The sequence below is a fragment of the Leucobacter chromiireducens subsp. chromiireducens genome, assembly GCF_016758255.1.
Taxonomy (GTDB): Bacteria; Actinomycetota; Actinomycetes; order Actinomycetales; family Microbacteriaceae; genus Leucobacter; species Leucobacter chromiireducens.
This window is the reverse complement of sequence record NZ_QYAD01000001.1, coordinates 725,631-746,500: the sequence shown is the minus strand read 5'-3', so window position 1 is coordinate 746,500 and position 20,870 is coordinate 725,631. Positions and strand designations below refer to the sequence as shown.

Annotated in this window: 19 protein-coding genes; 10 read left to right on the top strand and 9 right to left on the bottom strand. The window is 67.2% G+C overall.

Going from position 1 to position 20,870, the window contains the following annotated elements; all coding sequences use genetic code 11:
- Positions 1-2 precede the first annotated feature (2 nt).
- From D3226_RS03450 to rpoB, 4 genes are all read right to left on the bottom strand, one after another.
- Positions 3-485 (bottom strand): hypothetical protein, encoded by a 483-nt coding sequence (locus D3226_RS03450; RefSeq protein ID WP_202380994.1) that lies wholly within the window; start codon positions 483-485, stop codon positions 3-5.
- The gene (locus D3226_RS03445; RefSeq protein WP_202380993.1) at positions 482-1,519 is read right to left on the bottom strand and encodes an MFS transporter; all 1,038 of its coding nucleotides are present in this window, start codon (positions 1,517-1,519) and stop codon (positions 482-484) included. The genes D3226_RS03450 and D3226_RS03445 overlap by 4 nt, the downstream gene beginning before the upstream one ends.
- A 225-nt stretch (positions 1,520-1,744) precedes the next feature.
- Entirely contained in the window at positions 1,745-5,638 is a 3,894-nt protein-coding gene (locus tag D3226_RS03440; protein ID WP_202380992.1) for a DNA-directed RNA polymerase subunit beta', read from the bottom strand.
- Between the two features lie 35 nt (positions 5,639-5,673).
- Positions 5,674-9,171, bottom strand: a complete 3,498-nt coding sequence (gene rpoB, locus D3226_RS03435; protein ID WP_202380991.1) for a DNA-directed RNA polymerase subunit beta — start codon at positions 9,169-9,171, stop codon at positions 5,674-5,676.
- 209 nt (positions 9,172-9,380) lie between these two features.
- Here rpoB and D3226_RS03430 point away from each other — a divergent pair, with 209 nt between their 5' ends.
- From D3226_RS03430 to D3226_RS03415, 4 genes are all read left to right on the top strand, one after another.
- Positions 9,381-10,091 (top strand): phosphatase PAP2 family protein, encoded by a 711-nt coding sequence (locus D3226_RS03430; RefSeq protein ID WP_202380990.1) that lies wholly within the window; start codon positions 9,381-9,383, stop codon positions 10,089-10,091.
- 196 nt (positions 10,092-10,287) lie between these two features.
- Positions 10,288-10,527, top strand: coding sequence for a glutaredoxin domain-containing protein (locus D3226_RS03425; RefSeq protein ID WP_237462404.1), 240 nt, complete (start codon positions 10,288-10,290; stop codon positions 10,525-10,527).
- Positions 10,528-10,548: 21 nt separating this feature from the next.
- The gene (locus D3226_RS03420; protein ID WP_202380988.1) at positions 10,549-11,403 is read left to right on the top strand and encodes a spermidine synthase; all 855 of its coding nucleotides are present in this window, start codon (positions 10,549-10,551) and stop codon (positions 11,401-11,403) included.
- Positions 11,396-11,848, top strand: a complete 453-nt coding sequence (locus D3226_RS03415) for a SprT-like domain-containing protein (protein ID WP_202380987.1) — start codon at positions 11,396-11,398, stop codon at positions 11,846-11,848. Before D3226_RS03420 ends, D3226_RS03415 begins: the two co-directional genes overlap by 8 nt.
- A 44-nt stretch (positions 11,849-11,892) precedes the next feature.
- On the opposite strand, the gene D3226_RS03410 is transcribed toward D3226_RS03415, so the two are convergent.
- The 3 genes from D3226_RS03410 to D3226_RS03400 are packed head-to-tail and all read right to left on the bottom strand — an operon-like array spanning position 11,893 to position 14,181.
- Entirely contained in the window at positions 11,893-12,468 is a 576-nt protein-coding gene (locus tag D3226_RS03410) for an NUDIX hydrolase family protein (RefSeq protein WP_202380986.1), read from the bottom strand.
- Positions 12,458-12,748, bottom strand: a complete 291-nt coding sequence (locus D3226_RS03405) for a hypothetical protein (RefSeq protein WP_202380985.1) — start codon at positions 12,746-12,748, stop codon at positions 12,458-12,460. The genes D3226_RS03410 and D3226_RS03405 overlap by 11 nt, the downstream gene beginning before the upstream one ends.
- Positions 12,745-14,181, bottom strand: coding sequence for a glycosyltransferase (locus D3226_RS03400; protein ID WP_202380984.1), 1,437 nt, complete (start codon positions 14,179-14,181; stop codon positions 12,745-12,747). Before D3226_RS03400 ends, D3226_RS03405 begins: the two co-directional genes overlap by 4 nt.
- 100 nt (positions 14,182-14,281) lie before the next feature.
- Here D3226_RS03400 and D3226_RS03395 point away from each other — a divergent pair, with 100 nt between their 5' ends.
- Entirely contained in the window at positions 14,282-15,133 is an 852-nt protein-coding gene (locus tag D3226_RS03395) for a carbon-nitrogen family hydrolase (RefSeq protein WP_202380983.1), read from the top strand.
- Between the two features lie 50 nt (positions 15,134-15,183).
- On the opposite strand, the gene D3226_RS03390 is transcribed toward D3226_RS03395, so the two are convergent.
- Positions 15,184-16,482, bottom strand: a complete 1,299-nt coding sequence (locus tag D3226_RS03390) for a CapA family protein (protein ID WP_237462211.1) — start codon at positions 16,480-16,482, stop codon at positions 15,184-15,186.
- Between the two features lie 97 nt (positions 16,483-16,579).
- Between D3226_RS03390 and D3226_RS03385 the strand changes: the two genes are divergently transcribed.
- Genes D3226_RS03385 through D3226_RS03365 form a run of 5 tightly spaced genes read left to right on the top strand, consistent with a single transcriptional unit; the run spans position 16,580 to position 20,124 of the window.
- Positions 16,580-17,338 (top strand): M15 family metallopeptidase, encoded by a 759-nt coding sequence (locus D3226_RS03385; protein ID WP_202381518.1) that lies wholly within the window; start codon positions 16,580-16,582, stop codon positions 17,336-17,338.
- Between the two features lie 21 nt (positions 17,339-17,359).
- The gene (locus D3226_RS03380) at positions 17,360-17,896 is read left to right on the top strand and encodes an NUDIX hydrolase (RefSeq protein WP_202380982.1); all 537 of its coding nucleotides are present in this window, start codon (positions 17,360-17,362) and stop codon (positions 17,894-17,896) included.
- Positions 17,893-18,651 (top strand): lysophospholipid acyltransferase family protein, encoded by a 759-nt coding sequence (locus tag D3226_RS03375; RefSeq protein ID WP_337248884.1) that lies wholly within the window; start codon positions 17,893-17,895, stop codon positions 18,649-18,651. The genes D3226_RS03380 and D3226_RS03375 overlap by 4 nt, the downstream gene beginning before the upstream one ends.
- Positions 18,652-18,700: 49 nt before the next feature.
- Positions 18,701-19,780, top strand: coding sequence for a pirin family protein (locus D3226_RS03370; protein WP_202380981.1), 1,080 nt, complete (start codon positions 18,701-18,703; stop codon positions 19,778-19,780).
- A gap of 5 nt (positions 19,781-19,785) precedes the next feature.
- Positions 19,786-20,124 carry a GNAT family N-acetyltransferase gene (locus D3226_RS03365; protein ID WP_337248912.1) on the top strand — a complete coding sequence of 113 codons (339 nt, stop codon included), beginning with the start codon at positions 19,786-19,788 and terminating at the stop codon, positions 20,122-20,124.
- A gap of 27 nt (positions 20,125-20,151) precedes the next feature.
- On the opposite strand, the gene D3226_RS03360 is transcribed toward D3226_RS03365, so the two are convergent.
- Positions 20,152-20,799, bottom strand: a complete 648-nt coding sequence (locus D3226_RS03360; protein WP_202380979.1) for an NAD(P)H-binding protein — start codon at positions 20,797-20,799, stop codon at positions 20,152-20,154.
- Positions 20,800-20,870: the final 71 nt, after the last annotated feature.

Below are 20,870 nucleotides of genomic sequence, written 5' to 3'. Positions count from 1 at the left end.
GCTCACTCCTCGTCTTCCGCACGCTCCCACGGCCAGCGGGGCGGCGGCCGATCGGTGTAGACGCGCCGCGCGAGCACCGCCCAGAACAGCAGCTGCGCGAGGAGCCAAATGATCGGAATGATGCCACCGAACGGGCTGAACCAGGCGTCGCCCTGGTCCATTCCGGCAAGGCTTCCGCCGAGCCCCCAGAGCAGATAGGCGCCCGCCGCCACGGCAATCAGCTGCCCCCACGCTGGCGAGCGACGACCCCGCAGGAGCGTGAGCGCTTGCCCCCACAGGGCTGCCGCGAGCATCCCGAGCGCAAGAAACAGCACAAGCGGCGCAGCCCACACGGGCACGCTCTCCGTGGCGACCGGTGGCCGCGACAGCGCAAGTGTCAGCCCGCCCCACGCTGCGATGAGCAGTGCGACGCAGACGATCACTGCGGCGAGGATCAGGGCCCCCACGTACCCGCGGGTGACCCCACGGCGGGGCCCGTCACTCATGGCTGCGTCGCCTGGACCTCTGCGAGTGCGGCCTCATACTCCGCAAGCGCCTCCGCGTTGCGCAGCTTCATGCGGCGACCACGGGCACCGATCCACGCCCCGAACCACACGGTCACCTCGCGGGCCACCGCTGCCGCGGCAAGGGCCGGCACCGTCAGGCCGAAGCGGTGCACGAGCGTCATGGCGGAATCGATCCCGATCGAGAACCCGGGAAGCAGCTCATCGGGCGTCGCGTAGGGCGTCCCGAACTGACCGAGCGAGAGCGTCGCGGAGCCCCACACGAGCGCGGCCACGAGGAAGCCGCCGAGCACGTATGCCCACCAGCCAGCGCGGCCCACGATCAGGACGAGCAGCACGGACGCGATGAAGAAGGTGGCGACTGGAATGATGAAGCTGAGCGAGGTGAGCCACGGCAACAGACCCTCGTCCACAAAAGTGGACGGCGGGAAGTACTGTGAGATCCATGCCGCAATAACGCCGAGGTAGAGCGCCGCGAACACCACAGTGGAGAGTAGCGAGATGAGTACGCCCGCACCGCGGTTGCCGCGCAGCTCCGGCGGCATCGGCGTCTGCGTGTACAGCGCCGCCATCGGGTGGTCTGCGCTCACACGGATCTCGCCGTCGCGCTCAGGCGGAAGCGCGGCACCGAACGGCACCGCAGCGGGCGCCGCGCTCGGCAGCTCATCGTACTGCGGTGCGACCGCGGGAGCGGCCGGCGCCGCGGTCGGCGCGGGGCTCATATCGAGCTGCGTGTCGACCTCGCTGACTACCTCGCGGCGGGCGCGCTCTGCGTCGTCGAGCTCGCTCGCGGGAGCGGCGATGCCCTCCCCCGAGTTCTCAGACGAGTCAGCCTCGGCAGCGGCCTCGTTCGCGGGCGTCGCGGTCTCGTCAGCAACGGTGTCGCGCGAGCGCTGCACAGCGCGCAGCACCTCGGTCTCGCTCGCCTGAACTTCCTCGACGGGCGCCCCGGGCACACCTGCGGCCTCGGGGGTCTCCGCTGCCCTCGCGCCGGGCGTCTCGCGGTCCTCGCTCATGGGTTCACCTCTCGTTGCTGCGCCGAATCTGGGATCACCAAATGCGGTGTCTGTGCCGCCACAGTACAAGCTTGCGCGGGCTTTCGCCCGCGTACGCGCCCGGATGCCACGAAATTCGGCGTGTCCCGATCGGGATCGCGAGCGCCCGCGAAAAACGCAGCGCGGGCGCCCGCACCGAAGTGCGAGCGCCCGCGCGCGTGCGTCCCGACTCAGCCGGCGGGTGCCCTAGCTGTAGTTGCCGGGGTTGAACTCGTCAGCCGTGAAGCTGTCGAAGTCCACAAACGAGAGGTCGTTCTCGTCGAAGGTGCCCTCGGTGGCGAAGAGGCGGTTCGGGTAGCGCTCCGCCTTCGCCTCCTCGGTCGCCTCAACGGTCACGTCGCGGTAGGTGCTCAGGCCGGTACCGGCCGGGATGAGCTTACCGATGATGACGTTCTCCTTGAGACCGATCAGCGGATCCTTCGAGCCCTCCATCGCAGCCTGCGTGAGCACGCGAGTGGTCTCCTGGAAGGAAGCCGCCGACAGCCACGACTCGGTCGCGAGCGAGGCCTTGGTGATACCCATGACCTCGGGACGGGCCGTTGCCACGCGCTTCGTCTCGAGCAGCGCCTCGCGGTTGATCCGCTGGTAGCGCGAGCGATCAACGAGCTCACCCGGAAGCAGCTCGGTCTCGCCGTGGTCGACGACGGTGACCTTGCGCAGCATCTGGCGCACGATGACCTCGATGTGCTTATCGTGGATCGGCACGCCCTGCGAACGGTAAACGCCCTGGACGCCCTCAACGAGGTACTTCTGCACCGCGCGCTCACCGGGAATGTGCTTGCCATTCTCGGTGGAGCCGACCTGCAGGATGTCCTTCGGATCCAGCGTGCCCGCGAGGAACGGCTGGCCGAGCTCGACGTGATCGCCGTCCGCGACGAGCAGCGTCGAACGCTTCAGCACGGGGTACGCCTTCTCCTCGGTGCCGTCATCCGGCGTGAGGAGGATGCGACGGCTCTTCTCGGTGTCCTCGATCGTCACGCGGCCTGCGGCCTCGGCGATCGGGGAGGCGCCCTTCGGGGTACGCGCCTCGAAGAGCTCCTGCACGCGGGGCAGACCCTGCGTGATGTCGTCAGCCGATGCCGAACCACCCGTGTGGAAGGTACGCATCGTCAGCTGGGTACCGGGCTCACCAATCGACTGTGCCGCGATGATACCGACAGCCTCGCCGATGTCCACGCGCTGACCGGTCGCAAGCGAACGGCCGTAGCAGGTGGCGCACACGCCGACCGCAGACTCACAGGTGAGCACGGAGCGCACCTTGATCTCGGTAACGCCTGCGGCGATGAGCTGATCGATGAGCACGTCGCCCACGTCAGAGCCGGCCGCAGCAACGGTGGCACCCGAGGGATCCACAGCGTCAGCTGCGAGCGTACGGGCGTAGACCGAGTTCTCAACGTTCTCGTCGCCGACCAGCACGCCGTTGGCGTCTGCTTCAGCGATCGGGAGGTCGAGACCACGGCGGGTGCGGCAGTCCTCTTCGCGGATGATGACATCCTGCGAAACGTCCACCAGACGACGGGTCAGGTACCCCGAGTCAGCGGTACGCAGAGCGGTATCGGCCAGACCCTTTCGCGCACCGTGGGTCGCGATGAAGTACTCCGCCACCGACAGGCCCTCGCGGTACGAGTTGATGATCGGGCGGGGGATGATCTCGCCCTTCGGGTTCGACACCAGGCCACGCATACCGGCGATGTTGCGGATCTGCAGCCAGTTACCACGAGCACCCGACGACACCATACGGAAGATGGTGTTGTCCGCGGGGAACGCGTCGCGCATCGCGGCGGCGACCTCGTCGGTTGCCTCCGTCCAGATCTCGGTGAGTGCCTTGTGGCGCTCGCTGTCCTGGATCATGCCGCGATCGTAGTCGCGCTGAACCTTCGCGGCGCGCTTCTCGTGCTCCGCGATGATCTCTGCCTTGTTCGACGGCGTCACGATGTCCGACAGGGCAACCGTCACACCCGAGCGCGAAGCCCAGTAGAAGCCGGCGTCCTTGATGCGGTCGAGGGTCGCAGCGACCTCCACCTTCGGGTAGCGCTCGGCCAGGTCGTTGACCAGAGTCGAGAGCGAGCCCTTGTCGGCCACAGCCTCGAAGTAGACGTAGTCCGCGGGCAGCGCCTCGTTGAAGATCGCGCGACCGAGTGAGGTCTCGACGAGCACGGGCTTGTCGTGGGTCACACCCTGGGCATCGGTGTAGCCGATAAGACGGATCTTCGCCTTGGCGCCGAGGTCGAGGGTACCCTCGTCCATCGCGAGGATTGCCTCCGCGATCGAGCCAAACGCACGGCCGGTGCCGACCGCACCATCCTTGATGGTCGTCAGGTGGTGCAGACCGATGATCATATCCTGCGAGGGCAGGGTCACCGGGCGGCCGTCCGACGGCTTCAGGATGTTGTTCGACGCGAGCATGAGCACGCGGGCCTCAGCCTGCGCCTCAACCGAGAGCGGCAGGTGCACTGCCATCTGGTCACCATCGAAGTCGGCGTTGAACGCGGCACACACGAGCGGGTGCAGCTGGATCGCCTTGCCCTCAACGAGCTGCGGCTCGAACGCCTGGATGCCGAGGCGGTGCAGGGTCGGTGCGCGGTTGAGCAGCACGGGGCGCTCGCGGATGATCTCCTCGAGCACGTCCCAGACCTCGGAACGCGCGCGCTCCACCATACGCTTTGCGGCCTTCACGTTCTGCGCGTGCGACAGATCCATGAGGCGCTTGATCACGAACGGCTTGAAGAGCTCAAGCGCCATCTGCTTGGGCAGACCACACTGGTGCAGCTTCAGCTGCGGGCCGACAACGATGACCGAACGGCCCGAGTAGTCGACGCGCTTGCCGAGCAGGTTCTGACGGAACCGGCCCTGCTTGCCCTTCAGCATGTCGGAGAGCGACTTGAGCGCACGGTTGCCGGTGCCCGTGACGGGGCGGCCGCGGCGGCCGTTGTCGAAAAGTGCGTCGACAGCTTCCTGCAGCATGCGCTTCTCGTTGTTCACGATGATCTCGGGAGCCCCGAGGTCAAGCAGGCGGCGCAGACGGTTGTTGCGGTTGATCACGCGGCGGTACAGATCGTTGAGATCCGAGGTCGCGAAGCGGCCACCGTCGAGCTGCACCATCGGGCGCAGCTCCGGCGGGATCACCGGAACAACGTCGAGCACCATTGCGGCCGGGCTTGCACCCGTCTGCAGGAAGGCGCTGACGACCTTCAGGCGCTTGATCGCGCGGATCTTCTTCTGGCCCTTGCCCTCAGCAATCTGCAGGTGCAGCGTCTCCGCCTCAGCCTCCAGATCGAATGCCTCAAGGCGCTTCTTGATCGCCTCGGCGCCCATGTAGGCCTCGAAGTAATCGCCGTAGCGGTCCATGAGGTCCGCGAAGACCGCGTCCTCGGGCTTGAGGTCGCCGACCTTCAGGTTGCGGAAGTCCTCCCACACGCGCTGCAGACGAGCGATGTCATCGTCGAAGCCCTTGCGGATGGCGGTCATTTCCTTCTCAGCGGACGCCTCTGCGCGGCGACGCTGATCAGCCTTCGCCCCCTCTGCCTCAAGCGCGGCGAGGTCAGACTCGGCCTGCTGCTGACGCTGAGCGATCTGGATGTCGCGCTGGTCCTCGAGCGCCTTCAGCTCGAGCCGCAGCTCGGCCTCAAGCTCAGCGAGATCCTCGTGGCGGCCCTCTTCATCGATGTCGATGATCATGTACGCAGCGAAGTAGATGACCTTCTCGAGGTCCTTCGGCGCCATATCGAGCAGGTAGCCGAGACGCGACGGCACACCCTTGAAGTACCAGATGTGCGTAACCGGCGCGGCGAGCTCGATGTGGCCCATACGCTCACGGCGCACCGACGACTTCGTGACCTCGACGCCACAGCGCTCACACACGATGCCCTTGTAGCGGACACGCTTGTACTTGCCACAAGCGCACTCCCAGTCCCGGCTGGGACCGAAGATCTGCTCGCCGAACAGGCCGTCCTTCTCCGGCTTCAGCGTGCGGTAGTTGATGGTCTCCGGCTTCTTAACCTCACCGAACGACCAGCTGCGGATATCCTCGGCGGTCGCCAGGCGGATCTGCAGCTCGTTAAAACTCGTACCCTCGAGCAAAATGTTCTCCTTGGTAGCTAAAAGTCTGGTCCGGCTTAGATCTCGTCCACAGACGAGGTCTCGAAGCGGCTGGACAGGTTAATGCCGAGCTCTTCTGCCGTACGGTGAGCCTCATCGTCGTTGTCGCGCAGGTTGACGGCGTTGCCGTCAGCCCCGAGCACCTCGACGTTCAGGCAGAGCGACTGCATCTCCTTCATGAGCACTCGGAACGACTCGGGCACGCCCGGCTCCGGAATGTTCTCGCCGCGCACGATGGCCTCGTAGACCTTCACGCGACCCAGGATGTCGTCGGACTTGACCGTCAGGAGCTCCTGCAGCGCGTATGCGGCGCCGTAGGCCTCGAGTGCCCACACTTCCATCTCACCGAAGCGCTGGCCACCGAACTGGGCCTTACCGCCGAGCGGCTGCTGGGTGATCATCGAGTAGGGGCCCGTCGAACGCGCGTGGATCTTGTCGTCGACCAGGTGGTGCAGCTTCAGGATGTACATGTAGCCGACCGAGATCGGGTACGGGTACGGCTCGCCGGAGCGACCATCGAACAGGCGGGTCTTGCCGCTCGAACCGATGAGACGCTCGCCATCGCGGGTCTCGAGGGTCGAATCGAGGAGACCTGCGATCTCCGCCTCCGACGCACCGTCGAACACGGGGGTCGCGACCTTCGTGTTCGGCGCAGCCTCGAGCGCTGCCTCGGAGAGCTTCGCAGCCCACTCGGGAGACCCGTCGACCTTCCAGCCCTGCTTCGCGATCCAGCCGAGGTGGATCTCGAGGACCTGACCGAAGTTCATTCGGCCGGGGATACCGAGCGGGTTCAGGATGACATCAACCGGCGTACCGTCCGCGAGGAACGGCATGTCCTCAACGGGGAGGATCTTCGAGATGACGCCCTTGTTGCCGTGACGGCCTGCGAGCTTGTCGCCCTCGGTGATCTTACGCTTCTGCGCAATGTAGACCACCACGCGCTGGTTGACACCCGAGCCGAGCTCGTCGTCGTTGTCGTTCTCCGCGTCGAAGACCTTGACGGACGTGACCGTGCCGGAGACGCCGTGCGGCACCTTCAGCGACGTGTCGCGCACCTCGCGGCTCTTCTCGTTGAAGATCGCACGGAGCAGGCGCTCCTCAGCTGAGAGCTCAGTCTCGCCCTTCGGCGTGACCTTGCCGACGAGGATGTCGCCGGGCGCAACCTCGGCGCCGATGCGGATGATGCCGCGCTCGTCGAGGTCCTTGAGCGCCTCCATGCTGGCGTTCGGGAGGTCACGGGTGATCTCCTCCTTGCCGAGCTTGGTGTCGCGGGCATCAACGTCATACTCCTCGATGTGGATCGACGAGAGCGTGTCGTCCTTCACCAGGTTCTGGCTCAGGATGATCGCGTCCTCGAAGTTGTGACCCTCCCAGGACATGAACGCGACGAGGAGGTTCTTGCCGAGCGCGAGCTCGCCGTTCTCCGTTGCGGGGCCATCGGCGATAACCTCGCCGGCCTCGATCCGCTCGCCAGCCTTGACGATCACGCGGTGGTTGTAGTTCGTGCCCTGGTTCGAGCGGTCGAACTTGCGCATGAAGTAGCTCTTCGTGCCGCCCTCATCCTCCTGGATGGTGACGACGTCAGCCGAGACGTCTGCAACAACGCCCGCCTTCGCCGCGGTGACCACGTCACCGGCGTCGATTGCGGCGTAGCCCTCCATACCGGTGCCCACAACGGGCGACTCGGAACGGACGAGCGGCACGGCCTGACGCTGCATGTTGGCACCCATGAGGGCGCGGTTCGCATCGTCGTGCTCGAGGAACGGGATCAGCGAGGTCGCAACCGACACCATCTGGCGCGGCGAGACGTCCATGTAGTCCACGCGCTCGGCGTCGACGAGCACCACCTCGGAGCCACGGGGGCGCGCGAGCACCTGCTTCTCGGAGAACTTGCCGTCCTTCGTGAGCGGGGCGCCGGCCTGCGCGATGAGGTACTCGTCCTCCTCGTGCGCGGTGAGGTAGTCCACCTGGTCGGTGACCTTGCCCTGGAGCACGCGGCGGTACGGCGTCTCGATGAAGCCGAACGCGTTGATGCGCGCGAAGGTTGCGAGTGCACCGATCAGACCAATGTTCGGGCCTTCAGGGGTCTCAATGGGGCACATGCGGCCGTAGTGCGAGGGGTGAACGTCTCGCACCTCGACGCCTGCGCGGTCACGCGAGAGACCGCCGGGGCCGAGCGCGGAGAGACGACGCTTGTTCGTCAGACCCGCGAGCGGGTTGTTCTGGTCCATGAACTGCGACAGCTGCGAAGTGCCGAAGAACTCCTTGATCGCGGCCAGCACGGGACGCGTGTTGATCAGGGTGTTCGGCGTGATCGCCTCAATGTCCTGCGTGGTCATGCGCTCGCGGACCACGCGCTCCATGCGCGAGAGACCGGTGCGGACCTGGTTCTGAATCAGCTCGCCAACCGCGCGGATACGACGGTTGCCGAAGTGATCGATGTCATCGGTATCGAGACGCACGTCGATGACCTCGCCGTCACGGACGCCGGGGAGCGTCTCGGTGCCGGCGTGCAGGCCAACGAGGTACTTGATCGTCGAGACGATGTCCTCGAGGGAGAGCACCGAATCGGTGATGGGTGCATCGATCCCGAGCTTGCGGTTGATCTTGTAGCGACCCACCTTGGCAAGGTCGTAGCGCTTCGGGTTGAAGTAGCTGTTGTCGAGGAGCGCACGCGCAGCCTCGATGGCCACCTGCTCGCCCGGACGCTGCTTGCGGTAGATGTCCTTGAGGGCTTCCTCCTGCGTGAGGATGCCGTCCTTCTCGAGCGTCAGAGCGATCGACTCGTAGCCGGCGAACTCCTCGAGGATCTCCTCGCTCGTCATGCCGAGCGCCTTGAGGAACACGGTGACCGACTGCTTGCGCTTGCGGTCGATACGCACGCCGACCTGGTCGCGCTTGTCGACCTCGAACTCGAGCCACGCACCGCGGCTCGGGATCACGCGAGCGGTGAAGACGTCCTTATCGGAGGTCTTCTCCTGCGTGCGGTCGAAGTACACGCCGGGGCTCCGGACGAGCTGCGAGACGATGACGCGCTCGGTGCCGTTGATGATGAACGTGCCCTTGTCTGTCATGATGGGGAAATCGCCCATGTAGACCGTCTGGCTCTTGAGCACCTGCGTCTCGGTGTTGTAGAACGCCGCCTCGACGTACAGCGGAGCCGCGTACGTCTTGCCGCGCTCCTTGCACTCCTCGATGGTGAACTTCTGCTCGTCGAGAATCGGGTTCTCGAAGGACAGCTGCATGGTGCCAGCGTTGTCCTCGATCGGGGAGATCTCGTCGAAGATCTCCTCCAGACCGCTCTTCAGTGCGATGTCGTCGCGTCCCTCAGCCTGGGCTTCGGCGACGCGCTCCTTCCAGACATCGTTACCGACGAGCCAGTCGAAGCTCTCGAGCTGCAGTGCCAGCAGGTTAGGCACCGACAGCGTGTCGGAAATCTTGGCGAAGGAGAGGCGCTGGTGGGCGCGCCCGTTCTTCGGTTGGGTGGATGACGATGCGTTGCGCGCAGCAGCCAAGGAAACTACCTCCGTGGGCCCCGTCGGGCCGGTTGACCTGGTCTTGCGAGAATTGCATGTAACGAAACACAATTCGGGGCTCATCTGCGCTTTCGCGCCAGCTCCCGGGGCCCACCGCCATATGCAGGCACACTAGTGTCCGAAGTGCAACTATTGATAATAACAGGATCTTCACGGACTGTCCAGCGCCAACCCTCTAGGGTATCGACATGGCATCCCTCTCCCCCAAATCGGCCCCGCGATCAGCCGCGACGCCTGCCCTACAGAGCCGGCAGCTTCGTGCCGCGGCGCCCTGGGCCTGGGTAGGAGTCGCGCTGGTCATCGGGGTGAGTTGCTTCTTCCGTTTCACGACCGGCGGTCCATTCGGCGTGGATGTGTGGTGGCACGGCGTTGCCGGAGTCACTCGGGGTTCGCTCCCCTACGCTGTCGCCGTGTTCTTTGCCGAGATCGGCGGGGGCCTCGGCGCGGCGGCCTGCGCCGCGATCGTCGCAGCGCTCCTCCTCGCGATTCGGCGGAGCCGTGATGCCGCAGCAGTGGCAACGGCGATGCTCGGCGGGGTGCTGCTCTCGGAGGCGCTGAAGTCGTTCGCGCTGCGCCCGAGGCCTTGGGATCAGCTCTACCCGGTGCACGGCAGTTCCTTCCCCTCAGGTCACTCGCTCGGCGCAGCATCACTCGCGGTCTCGATTGCGCTCGTCGTTGCGTACGCCCCAGAGGTCTCCGCGCGGATCACTCGGTTGACGTGGGTGCTCGCGTGCGCCTGGCCGCTCCTCATGATGTGGAGCCGCACGGCGCTCCACGCGCACTGGTTGAGCGACGTGCTCGCCGGCGGTCTCCTCGGCGCATGCGTGGCGATTCTGTCTCGGTGGCTGTGGTTCCGCAACGCGCCGCCGCCTACCCTGGGCCGTCGCCGCACGAGCTGACGATCGCACGCCTCTCGCTCACACCCGGCATCCCGGGCCCGAAACTCGGAGTTTTCCACGGCGCACTACGCCCGCCGCGGAATGCCCCTCGGCTTCGCTCGAGCGCGCGTAGGATGACGGCATGATCGATCAGAATGACACCGCGGGGCAGGGCGACACCACCGCGCAGGGCGATACCACGCCGAACGAAACGGTGATGTTCGGCGCCGATTGGTGCGGCGACTGCCGCCGCGCCAAGATGATCTTCGACCGCGCCGGGGTGCAGTACCGGTACGTCGATTTGGTGCAGGATCCGGCTGCAGCGGACGTGGCAAAAGACATCAGCGGCCGCACGAACATTCCCGTGATTCTGTATCCCGACGCCAGCCACCAGGTTGAGCCGTCGAACGCTGACCTGCAGCGCAAAATCGAAGAGCTCGGGCTCGGGCGTGCCTGACCCCACGCGAGGTGCACAGCGATGAACCTGCCGGAGCCGATCACGCTGTCCTCGGGGCTGAGCGCGGAGGTCGAGGAAGATCGCTGGGTTCCCGGTGCCGTCCAACTTGTCGTTGACGGCACACCGCAGTCGCACGTCAATCTGGCAGACCCGAGCGAACTGTTCTTCGAATACATCCGCCGGATCGGTCACGTGATCGACCTCTTCCGCACGCCCGGTGCACCGATTTCAGCGCTGCATCTCGGCGGCGGAGCGTTCACGCTGCCGCGTTACGTCGAGGCCACTCGCCCCGGAAGCCGGCAGCAGGTCGTTGAACTCGAGGGTGGGCTCGTTGACCTCGTGCGCGAGGCTGCCCCCCTCCCGAAGCGCGCGAGCATTCGTGTTCGCCGCGGCGATGCGCGCGCGGTGCTCAGCAAGCTCCCGGCCGGCATGCAGGGCGCTATGGACCTCGTCGTCGTCGACATTTTTGCGGGCGCGCAGACCCCGGCTCACGTCTCGAGCATCGAGTTCTACGAGCTCATTCGGCCGCTCCTCGCCCCGAACGGGCTGGTTGTCGTGAACGCCGCTGACGGTGCGGGCCTCCCGTTCGTCCGCGGCCAGGCGGCTACGCTGGCCCAACTCTTCACCTCGGTCGCCGCGATCGCGGAACCGCAGGTCCTCAAGGGACGCCGCTTCGGCAACGTCGTGTTCGTTGCGTCGCAGACGGACCTCGAGGCGCTCGACTGGCTGCCGCGCCTCCTCGCGGGCGGCCCGCACCCAGCGCGCATGCTCGTGGGCCAGGAGTTTCGAGACTTCAGCCGCGGAGCTCGCGCGATCACCGACGAGACAGCGGTCGCCTCGCCGCTGCCCGCTCGGGAGCTGTTCGAACGTGGCTGACCTCGCCCGAGTGCGAGTGTGGGCCGACGCCCTGATCCGCACGCACCTCGACCCAGCGCTGTGGTCGTTTGGCTTCGACCACGCGAAGCGCCGGGCTGGGCAGTGCAACTTCACGGATCACCGGATCACCGTGTCGCGCTACCTCGCCGCAAAGTTCGAGGACGACGAGATCCATCAGGTGCTCCTACACGAGGTGGCGCACGCAATCGCGGGCCCCACCGCGGGGCACGGCCCGTCCTGGCGTCGCATCGCGGCCGAGCTCGGGTATGTCGGCGGCCGCACCCACGACGGCGAGATCGCTCACGAGCATGCGCCCTGGGTCGGCCAGTGTCCGGGGGGCCACGAGCACTATCGTTTTCGCCGCCCCACGCGGCAGACCTCGTGCGGCAAGTGCAGCCGCGGGTTCTCCCCCAAGCACCTCATCGCCTGGCGCCGACGCGCCTGACCGCCGGCACGAGCAGCGCGGCGCTCACGGAAGTCAGAATCCGGCTAGCAGCCGACGCTGGCGAGCGCCTGGCGCAGCAGTGCACCCCGGCCGCCGCCGAGCTCGGCGAGCGTGTCCGCCGAGAGCGCCTCCTCCGGCGCCATCCAGGTGACTTCGAGGGCGTCCTGTCGCGGGTTGCACGTGCCCGTCACCGGCACCACATACACGAGCGACACCGCGTGCTGGCGCTCATCAACGAACGCAGAGATGCCCGGCATCGGGAAGTACTCGGCCACCTGCACGGGCACCAGAGCCGTGGGCATCTGCGGGAACGCCATTGGCCCCAGATCGTCCTCGAGATGCCGGAACAGCGCCTCACGCAGCGGCTCGCCGAAACGCACGCGGCCCGACACGAAAGCGCGGGTCATCACGCCGTCCGGAGTGCTGCGCAGCAGCAGCCCCACCTCTGACACCTGGCCGAGCCCGTCCAGGCGCACGGGAACCGCCTCGACGTACACGATGGGCAGTCGCCCACGCACGAACTCAAGCTCCTCCGCGCTCAGCCAGCCAGGGTTCCCCGCGGGCGCCGGGCGATCCTCGGGCCCCTCGGGTTCCGGCAGTTCGGCGGTGTCAATGCTCATGAGGCCATTGTGCCCCACGAAGCCGCGGATCCGCCGGATCACCGATCTCCCGTGCCAGATTGTCAGGCACGATCCCGCGCGTCTCAGCCCGCCGATTCCGCCCGCTGCGGCGACCGAACTTCGGCAGCGGCAGCACCTTCGCAACGGTGATCGCAACATATCCGAGTGTGTTGATCGCCACGAACGTCGCGAATACGGTGAACCAGGGTTCGCTCAGCAGGCTCTGTTCGAACAGGATGCCGCCATGCCGGATCACCGTATGCACCATCTCCGCGTTCATGCGTCGGCACTTCCCGCCTTCTCAGTGCTCGGCAGGTGTTTCCAGGCTCCTTGCCGCCCCAGGCTGATATCGAGGATGCCCTTCAAGAACACAATGTTCAGGAAGAGCGAGTAGGCCAATTCAGGGAAGACAGTGAGCGCGAGCAGTCGTGCACGCCACCCGCCCCGCCAGACGGTCACTACGCGTTCGAGCACAAAGAGCGCGCCCACACCCAACCAGAAGGGAAACCACACCCAGGTGTCCATCGCGAGCAGCATGATGATCATGAGTGCGAGGTAGCTTGACAGTGCAATCGTGCTGTACCCGATCCCGAGCTGCTGTGCCCAGTAGCGAAACGTGACGGGCGTCAGCCCATACGCACCCAGGTTCTCGAGCGCACCGCGCTGCCAACGCAGGCGCTGCGCCCACAGCATCCGCCAGTTCGGCATGAGTTCTGTCGTCACCGTGCACTCGCTCGGCGAGGTCATCAGTGCCCCCAACGACTTCAACGCGATGGTGAGTTCGTTGTCTTCCGTCAACGCGACGGTGTCGTACACATCGCCGGCAATGCCGGGGAGATCAACACCACGCGCAGAGGCAACCGCGCGCAGCGCAGCGGATCGGAAGACCGTAGCAGTTCCCGTCAGCACGAACGGGCGCCCCTGTCGCCGCTCGATTTGCCGCGCATAGCGCGTGTACTCGTCGCGCTGAAACTGCCCGATGAGGCCGTGCCCGTCCTCCCCGTGGAATAGGCCTCCGACCGCCATCAGCGCTCGGTCGTCTGTGAAGCGGCGCTCCGCGGTCTCGAGGAACTTCTCCCCGAGCCCGGTATCCGCGTCCATGATCATCACCGTGTCATTCGGGCCGAGCTTCGGAAGGAGTTCGCGCAGCGCCTGGTTAAGGCCGCCTGCCTTCTTGTGCTGATTCGCGACGGTCTCACGTACGTCAACTCCCGCGTTGAGGGCAACCTCAACAGTCTTGTCGGTGCAGTTGTCTGCGACGACGATGACGCGGTCTGGGCGGCGCGTTTGCGCAGCGAGCGAAGCGAGGGCCCCGGGAAGTGCCGCTTCCTCGTTGTGCGCCGGGATCAGCACGGTCACCGTGACCGGCCCGTGGTACACGCCCCGCGTCTCCGCCATCACACGCCGCGGGGTGAGGGCACGACGCTGCACGGTCGCGGGACTGCGACGATACCGGTTCGTCACGAAACGCTCCACGATCGCAATCCCAGCGCCAACAAGCAGCGCGATCGCGATCGCGGTGAGCAACACGCTTGTTGAGGGCAGCTGTGAGTTGTAGAGCACGGTCCACACGCCAGCGAGCGTGGCGTGTGCAGGAGCCCAGAGCGGCGGCGGTTCGGTCGCCGAAACGACCCAGATCAGGATCGCCGCAGCCGCAACCACAATGAGTAGCACGAGGAGACCCACTCCGCGTTGAAATCTGTGTCCGCGCACGTCACTCTTTTCGTCCCCGGCGGCACCACACCGCGCCAGCGCCAATTATTCCAGGCCACGCGGCCGGCAGTGACTTGCCGTGCCGAGTTATGGTGGAAGCATGTCTTCCCCCGCAGCGCAGCACCCCAACTCCCTGGCCACCGCGCAGCCGCGCCGCGTCGCTCTCGTGCAGATCGCGAGCCCGCGTTCGGAGTCACGCGAAGAACGAATCGCGCGGGTCGCCGGACTGCTGCGCGCGCACCCCGGCGCCGATCTCTACGTCTTGCCGGAGCTGTGGAGCGCGGGGTACTTCTCGTTTGAGCGCTACGACGAGCTTGCAGAGACGCTTGCCGGTCCGACCGTGGCGATGGCGCAGCACCTCGCACGCGAGCTCGGTGCGTCGATCCATCTCGGCAGCATCATCGAGCGCGCCGCCGACGGCGCGCTGCACAACACCGCCGTGCTCGTCGACGCGACCGGAGAAATCGCACAGACCTACCGCAAGATCCACGTGTTCGGCTATCAGTCGCTCGAGTCCGAGCTGCTCACGCCGGGCACCTCGCTTGGCGTGAGCAGCAGCACGCTCGGCCCCACCGCGAGCATCACGTGCTACGACCTCCGTTTCCCTGGGCTCTGGCAGGAGCTCAGCGACCGCGGCGCAGAAACCGTCATCGTCCCGGCGGCTTGGCCCGCCGCGCGGCGAGAGCACTGGCGCGTGCTCACGCAGGCCCGTGCGATTGAGCACCAAATGTGGGTCGTCGCGGTCAACGCGTGCGGCGCACAGGGCGACGTCGAGCTGGGCGGATACAGCCGCATCGTGGATCCCGCGGGCGTGGTGCTCGCCGAGCTCGGCGCTGACGAGGAAGTGCGCATCGTCGAGGTCGACCTCGGCCGCAGCGCCGCCGTTCGCACGGAGTTCCCGGTGATCGCTGACCGGCTCGACGCCGCACGGTACCGCGGGCTCAGCGCCTAGCGCAGGCGCCGAGCGCGAGCACCGATCAGCCGAGCCCGCGCCGGGCCGGCCTACTCCGGCATCACCTGCACGTCGGGGCCGAGGATCGCTGTGGATGCTGCCACCTGCGCGGCCGCGGTCGTTCCGAAGCGCGTGCGTTCAAGCAGCGCATCCGCCCCGGCGAGCGGCGTGATGCTCAGGTTCTTTCGTGCCATCAGATCACCCGCGGCTTCCTCCTCTGCACTCCAGTCGTAGTGCATGTACGTGAGTACCGCGGTGGGCGACTCCACCCGCACCGGCCCACCTTCGGCCTCGCGCACGAGGTCGAAGGCCGCGATCACACCGGTGCGCTGATCAAGCTCGAGCTGCGTGTTGAGCATGTTGCCGAGCGAGTACCAGACGAGGGTGCGGCCGCCGCCCGCACGGTCGAGCCAGGTGACGGGCTGCAGCACGTGCGGACCGGTTCCAATGACCACGTCTGCGCCGAGATCCGCAACCTGTTGCGCGAAGGCGCGCTGCGCATCGTTCACCTCGTGCGAGTCCTCGGTGCCCCAGTGCGCCGACACCACGACGACATCGGCTGCGGCACGTGCTTTCTCCAGCAACTCGGTGACGAGGGCAGTATCCGACATCATGTTGAGCGATACCCCGTCGATGGGTGCGTTCGAGTATTCGGCAAACGAGACGAGTGCGACGTTCACGCCCTCGGCGTCGAAGACGTGGACCTCGCGCTGCTCGGCCGCGCTGCGGTTTGCCCCTGAGACCACCGCGGGCGCGAGGCCGTCCCACGCGGCCCGGGTGGCGGCGATGCCAGCGGTGCCCTTGTCGGCGGTGTGGTTCGTTGCGGTGTTCACGAGATCGCACCCTGCGCCGCCACGCAGATCGCGCGCGAACTCGGTAGGCGCGTTGAACGTGGGATAGCCGCTGATGCCGAACTCGACCCCGGCGCTCGGCACCTCCTGGTTACAGAAGGTCACATCGGCTGCATCGAGCTGCGCACGAATCCCCGCAAAGAACTGCGCGTAGTCGTAGCTGCCGCCCTGCTGCTCAGCGGCCGCGTTCACGGCGTCGTGCGGCAGCATGTCGCCCATGGCAATCATGTGCACGGGGGCGGGTGACGCGGGCGTGGGATCGGGGCTTGGCGTCGGCGCCTCAGTTGGCGCCTGCGTCGGCTTCGGAGACGCGGCCGGGGCCTCGGCCCGCTTCGGAAGGAGCGCCAGGGCCCCCGCCGCGGCTGCCGCCAACACGAGCGCGGCGACCGCGATCCACACCGTCAGCTTCTTGCCGCGCGACATTTCGCGTCGAACTCGTGCGCGACCAGGATCTTCGCTGCCCGGCATCGGCGTGTGCTGATCTCTGCCATCCGTCATGCACTCAGCCTAGCCGCGGCCCAGCCGCGACTAGGCTGGCGCCATGCGTCACCTCTGCTCTGCCGACCGCGCCGCCCGGCCGCTTCGAACGTTCCTCATGCTCGGCACGGCCCTCGCACTCAGCCTCAGTGCTGCCGGCTGTGCCCCCGAGCCCGTGGGCGAGGCAGGCCCGAGCCCGAGCGACACGTCCCCCGCCTCGGAGCCCGCACCCGAGCCCGCACCGCCTGCGTCCAGTGAGGATCCCGCGTTCGATCGCGCCGCGCACTCGCTCGACGACCCAGCCTCGATCTGGGTGGTGAGCAACAAGGCGCGGCCGCTCGCTCCCGTGGACTTCGCGCCGAGCGACCTCGTCATGCCTGAGGGGATCGAGAACGAGTTTTCACAGCCCCTCCGCGAGCCCGCGGCACGCGCCGTGGAAGCCCTGATCGCGGGCGCCGCGCAGGCGGGCCACGAGGTTCGCGTCATCAGCGCCTACCGCGACTACGCGACACAGGTGGCGCTCTATGACAACTATGTTGCGCGCGACGGTGCCGCCGCGGCAGACACGTACTCCGCGCGCCCCGGGCACTCCGAGCATCAGACCGGCCTCGTCGTTGACCTCGATGACCACGGTGCGTGCTACCTCGACGCGTGCTTCGGCGATACCCCCGCGGGAGCCTGGCTCGGTGAACACGCTGCGGACTACGGCTTCATCGTGCGGTACCCGGTTGGCAAGCAGAAAATCACCGGTTTCACCCCAGAGCCCTGGCACTTCAGGTACGTCGGCCCAGAGCTTGCCGCGGAGATGGAGCGTACGGGCACGACGACACTCGAGGAGTTCTTCGAGCTGCCAGCGGCACCCACCTACCTGAACTAGCGGCGCGGCTATCATCATCGAATGAGCAACGCACCCGACTCTTCGCAGTCCACAGTCCCGGCGAGCACCCGCGAGCACACCGCGGAGCGCGGAGGCGCGGAGGCCCGCATCATTCGGGTGAGCGCGGTGGTGCTGCGTGACGAGCTTGGGCGCGTGCTCAACGTCCGCAAGCGCGGCACGAGCGCGCTGATGCTCCCCGGCGGCAAGCACGAACCCGGTGAGGATCCCCGCGACACCGCAGTGCGCGAGTGCGCGGAAGAGCTGGACCTCGCACTGGATCGCGCTGCGCTGCGCCCTCTCGGTGTGTTCCGCACGGCAGCCGCGAACGAGCCTGGTCATCTCGTTGAGGCGACCGTATTCGAGCACCCACTGGTGCCCGAAGCGGCCACCGCGACGCCGCAGGCGGAGATCGCACAGCTCGAGTGGGTCGATCCAACCCTCGCTCGCGACGATCTCGCGCCGCTGAACACGGAGCTGGTGTTCCCTGCGCTACTCGCCGAGCAGGCGGCGGGAGCCGCGACGGCGGACCCCACGACGACCGAACCCTCAACATCGTGACCGAGCGCGAGGCGGACAAGGTGCGGCCCGAGCGCAGTCGTGCTCGACCGGGCCCGGTGTTCTTCATCGGCCGCGCGCTGCTCCGCCCGCTCCTCTGGCTGCGCTACCGCCCCCGGGTCACCGGCCGCACGCACATTCCCAAGGCCGGTCCGGTGCTGCTCGCGAGCAACCATCTCTCCGGCCTCGACACCGTACTGATCCCCACCACCTCGCGGCGCAAGGTGCAGTTCCTCGCCAAGGCGTCGCTTTTCGAGGGGCGGCTGGGCAGCTGGTTCTTCCGCGGCATCGGCGCGGTGCCCGTGCACCGCGAGGCGTCGAACGCCGCTCAGCTCGCACTCGAGGCAGGGAGCGAAGTGCTCGCCGCGGGCGAGGTGTTCGTCGTGTTTCCCGAGGGCAGCCGCTCCCGTGACGGTCGGCTCTACCGCGGGCGGGGCGGGGCGGCGTGGCTGGCACTTGAGACGGGTGCGACGGTCGTTCCCGTGGGGCTCGTCGGCACCAACCGCGCGCTGCGCAACCCCGACAGCTCCCGCCCGCCGCGGGTTGCGGTGCGCTACGGGGCTCCCGTGCCACTCGCAGATCTCGCAGAGCTTCCTGCCGGGCAGGCGAGGCGGGAGGCAACTGAACGCATCATGCGCGCGATCCAGCAGCTCACAGGACAGGCGCGCGCCGGCGTGTACGCACCCAGCGCGCCTGACGATGTTCGCTCGCGGCGCCCGAGCGTTCAGCCACGTTCGCAAGACCGCGTGACAGACTGAGAGTGATCTGCGATCTCGATCAGGATCGCAGCGTCCGAAGGGAGTCCCGATGAGCAACCCAGAGGCTGCGCCCGAGGAGACGCTCTGCGCCAACCGCGATGAGGCGGGTGCGGCGCAGCCACCCATGATCATCGAGCCCCGCGATGTTCCGCTCGGCGGCGTACGCGCCATGAACGTGCGGCGAACCCTCCCTCAGCGTGCACGGTCGTTTGTGGGGGCGTGGTGCTTCCTGGACCATTACGGCCCCGATGACGTGTCGGTGTCGGGCGGCATGGACGTCGCTGCGCACCCTCACACGGGCCTGCAAACCGTCAGCTGGCTGTTCTCCGGCGAGATCGAGCACCGCGACAGCGCGGGGCACCACGCCTTCGTGCGCCCGGGCGAGCTGAATCTCATGACCGCGGGCCGCGGTATCAGCCACTCGGAGCGCTCCACGAAGACCACGACCGTGCTCCACGGTGCGCAGCTGTGGGTTGCGCTGCCGCAGGGTGCCGCCGACACCGACCCGGGCTTTGCGCACTATGAACCGCCCACCAAGCGCGGCCTCGGCTGGGCTGCGCAGGTGTTCCTCGGCGAGTTGCTTGGCGAGCGTTCCCCCGTTGCCACGTTCTCCCCGCTCGTGGGCGCTGAACTGCGGCTCGAACCGGGCGCCGTGCTGCCGCTGCAGGTGCAGGCAGGGTTCGAGCACGCGGTGCTCGTTGACGCCGGCAGCGTCACGCTGATGCGTGGCAGCGGCGAGCATGCGCAGGAGCTCCCGATCGCCCCTACCGAACTCGGTTTTGCACCGCTCGGCGTCGAGACCATCTGCCTCACCGCAGGCCCTGACGGAGCACGCCTGCTCTTCATCGGGGGCGAACCGCTCAGTGAGCAGCTGATCATGTGGTGGAACTTCATGGGGCGCAGCCACGATGAGATTGCGCGGGCACGAGCCGACTGGCAGGCGCGAATCGCCGCCGCCGGAGTCGCCGATCCCGCCGACGACGCCCCCTCAGCAAGCCACCCCGGCTCGTCCCGCAACCACGCGGCGCCCGTCGACCCGCTGCGCTTCGCGCTGCCCGACGATGAGCCTGCGCCCCCGCTCCCGGCGCCACCGCTGCCCATCACGAAGCTCGTGCCGCGCCGGCAGTAGTTCTTATCCCCTCCCACCCACGACCGAAGGAGTTCCACATGAGCGACCAGATCCAGGTGATCCACGAGCCCGCAAAGCAGCGCTTTGCCGTGACCGTCGAGGGCGAGCTCGCCGGCTTTGCCGAGTACCGCAGCCGCGCGGGCGGCACGCGCCGCGACTTCATGCATACGGAGATCGACCCGGCATTCGGTGGCCGTGGGCTGGGCGGCACGCTGGTCTCCGCCGCGCTCGAGCAGACCCGCGCCGAGGGACTCATCATCATTCCGCGCTGCCCGTTTGTCGCCGCCTGGCTGCGCCGCCACCCGGACTTCGACGCAACGATCGAGTGGCCGGACGCCCCCTAACGTTTTCCCCCAGCCCTGGTGGGCGTGTTAGCGCGCGGCGAGCGCGTGCAGGATCGGTGTCTCGCCGTCGTTGAAGCGGATCGTGCGATGCGTCGTTCCAACATCGGCGAGCGTTGCCGCGATGACCGCGGCGACGTTTGCGCGTGACACCGAACTCGACGCCTCGGCGCGCGCTTCGATGAGCCCGGTCCCCGCATCTGCAGTGAGTGTGCTCGGCCCGAGAACAGTCCAGTCAAGGGCGGTGCTGCGGAGGTGCTCATCTGCTGCAGCCTTCGCCTCGGCGTACGCGTAGAACGAGTGGTCCTCGGGAACTCCGTGGTCTGGCGAAGACCCAAAGTACGACACCATGATGAATCGCGGTACCCCAGCGAGCGCCGACGCGGTCATCGTGCGAATTGCGGCGTCCTGATCCACGGCGCGCGTGCGCGCGGGGTTCCCGCCCCCGGCGCCGGCCGACCACACGACCGCGTCGTGCCCGATGATGAGCTCGGCGATCGCGTGCTCGTCGAGCGTCTCAACGTCAGCGACGTGCGGCGTCGCACCAGCGGCGATCACCGCCTCGGCCTGGTCTGCGGATCGGATGATTGCCGTGACCTGGTCGCCGCGTGCGGCCAGGAGCGGTTCGGTCAAGAGTGCGACGCGGCCGTGGCCGCCGAAGAGAATGATGCGTGCCATGCGGCCACCCTAGGCCTCAAGCCTGAAAGTCGCGAGGAAAATATAGTTACCTCGGGCAACTATCGGGCGTA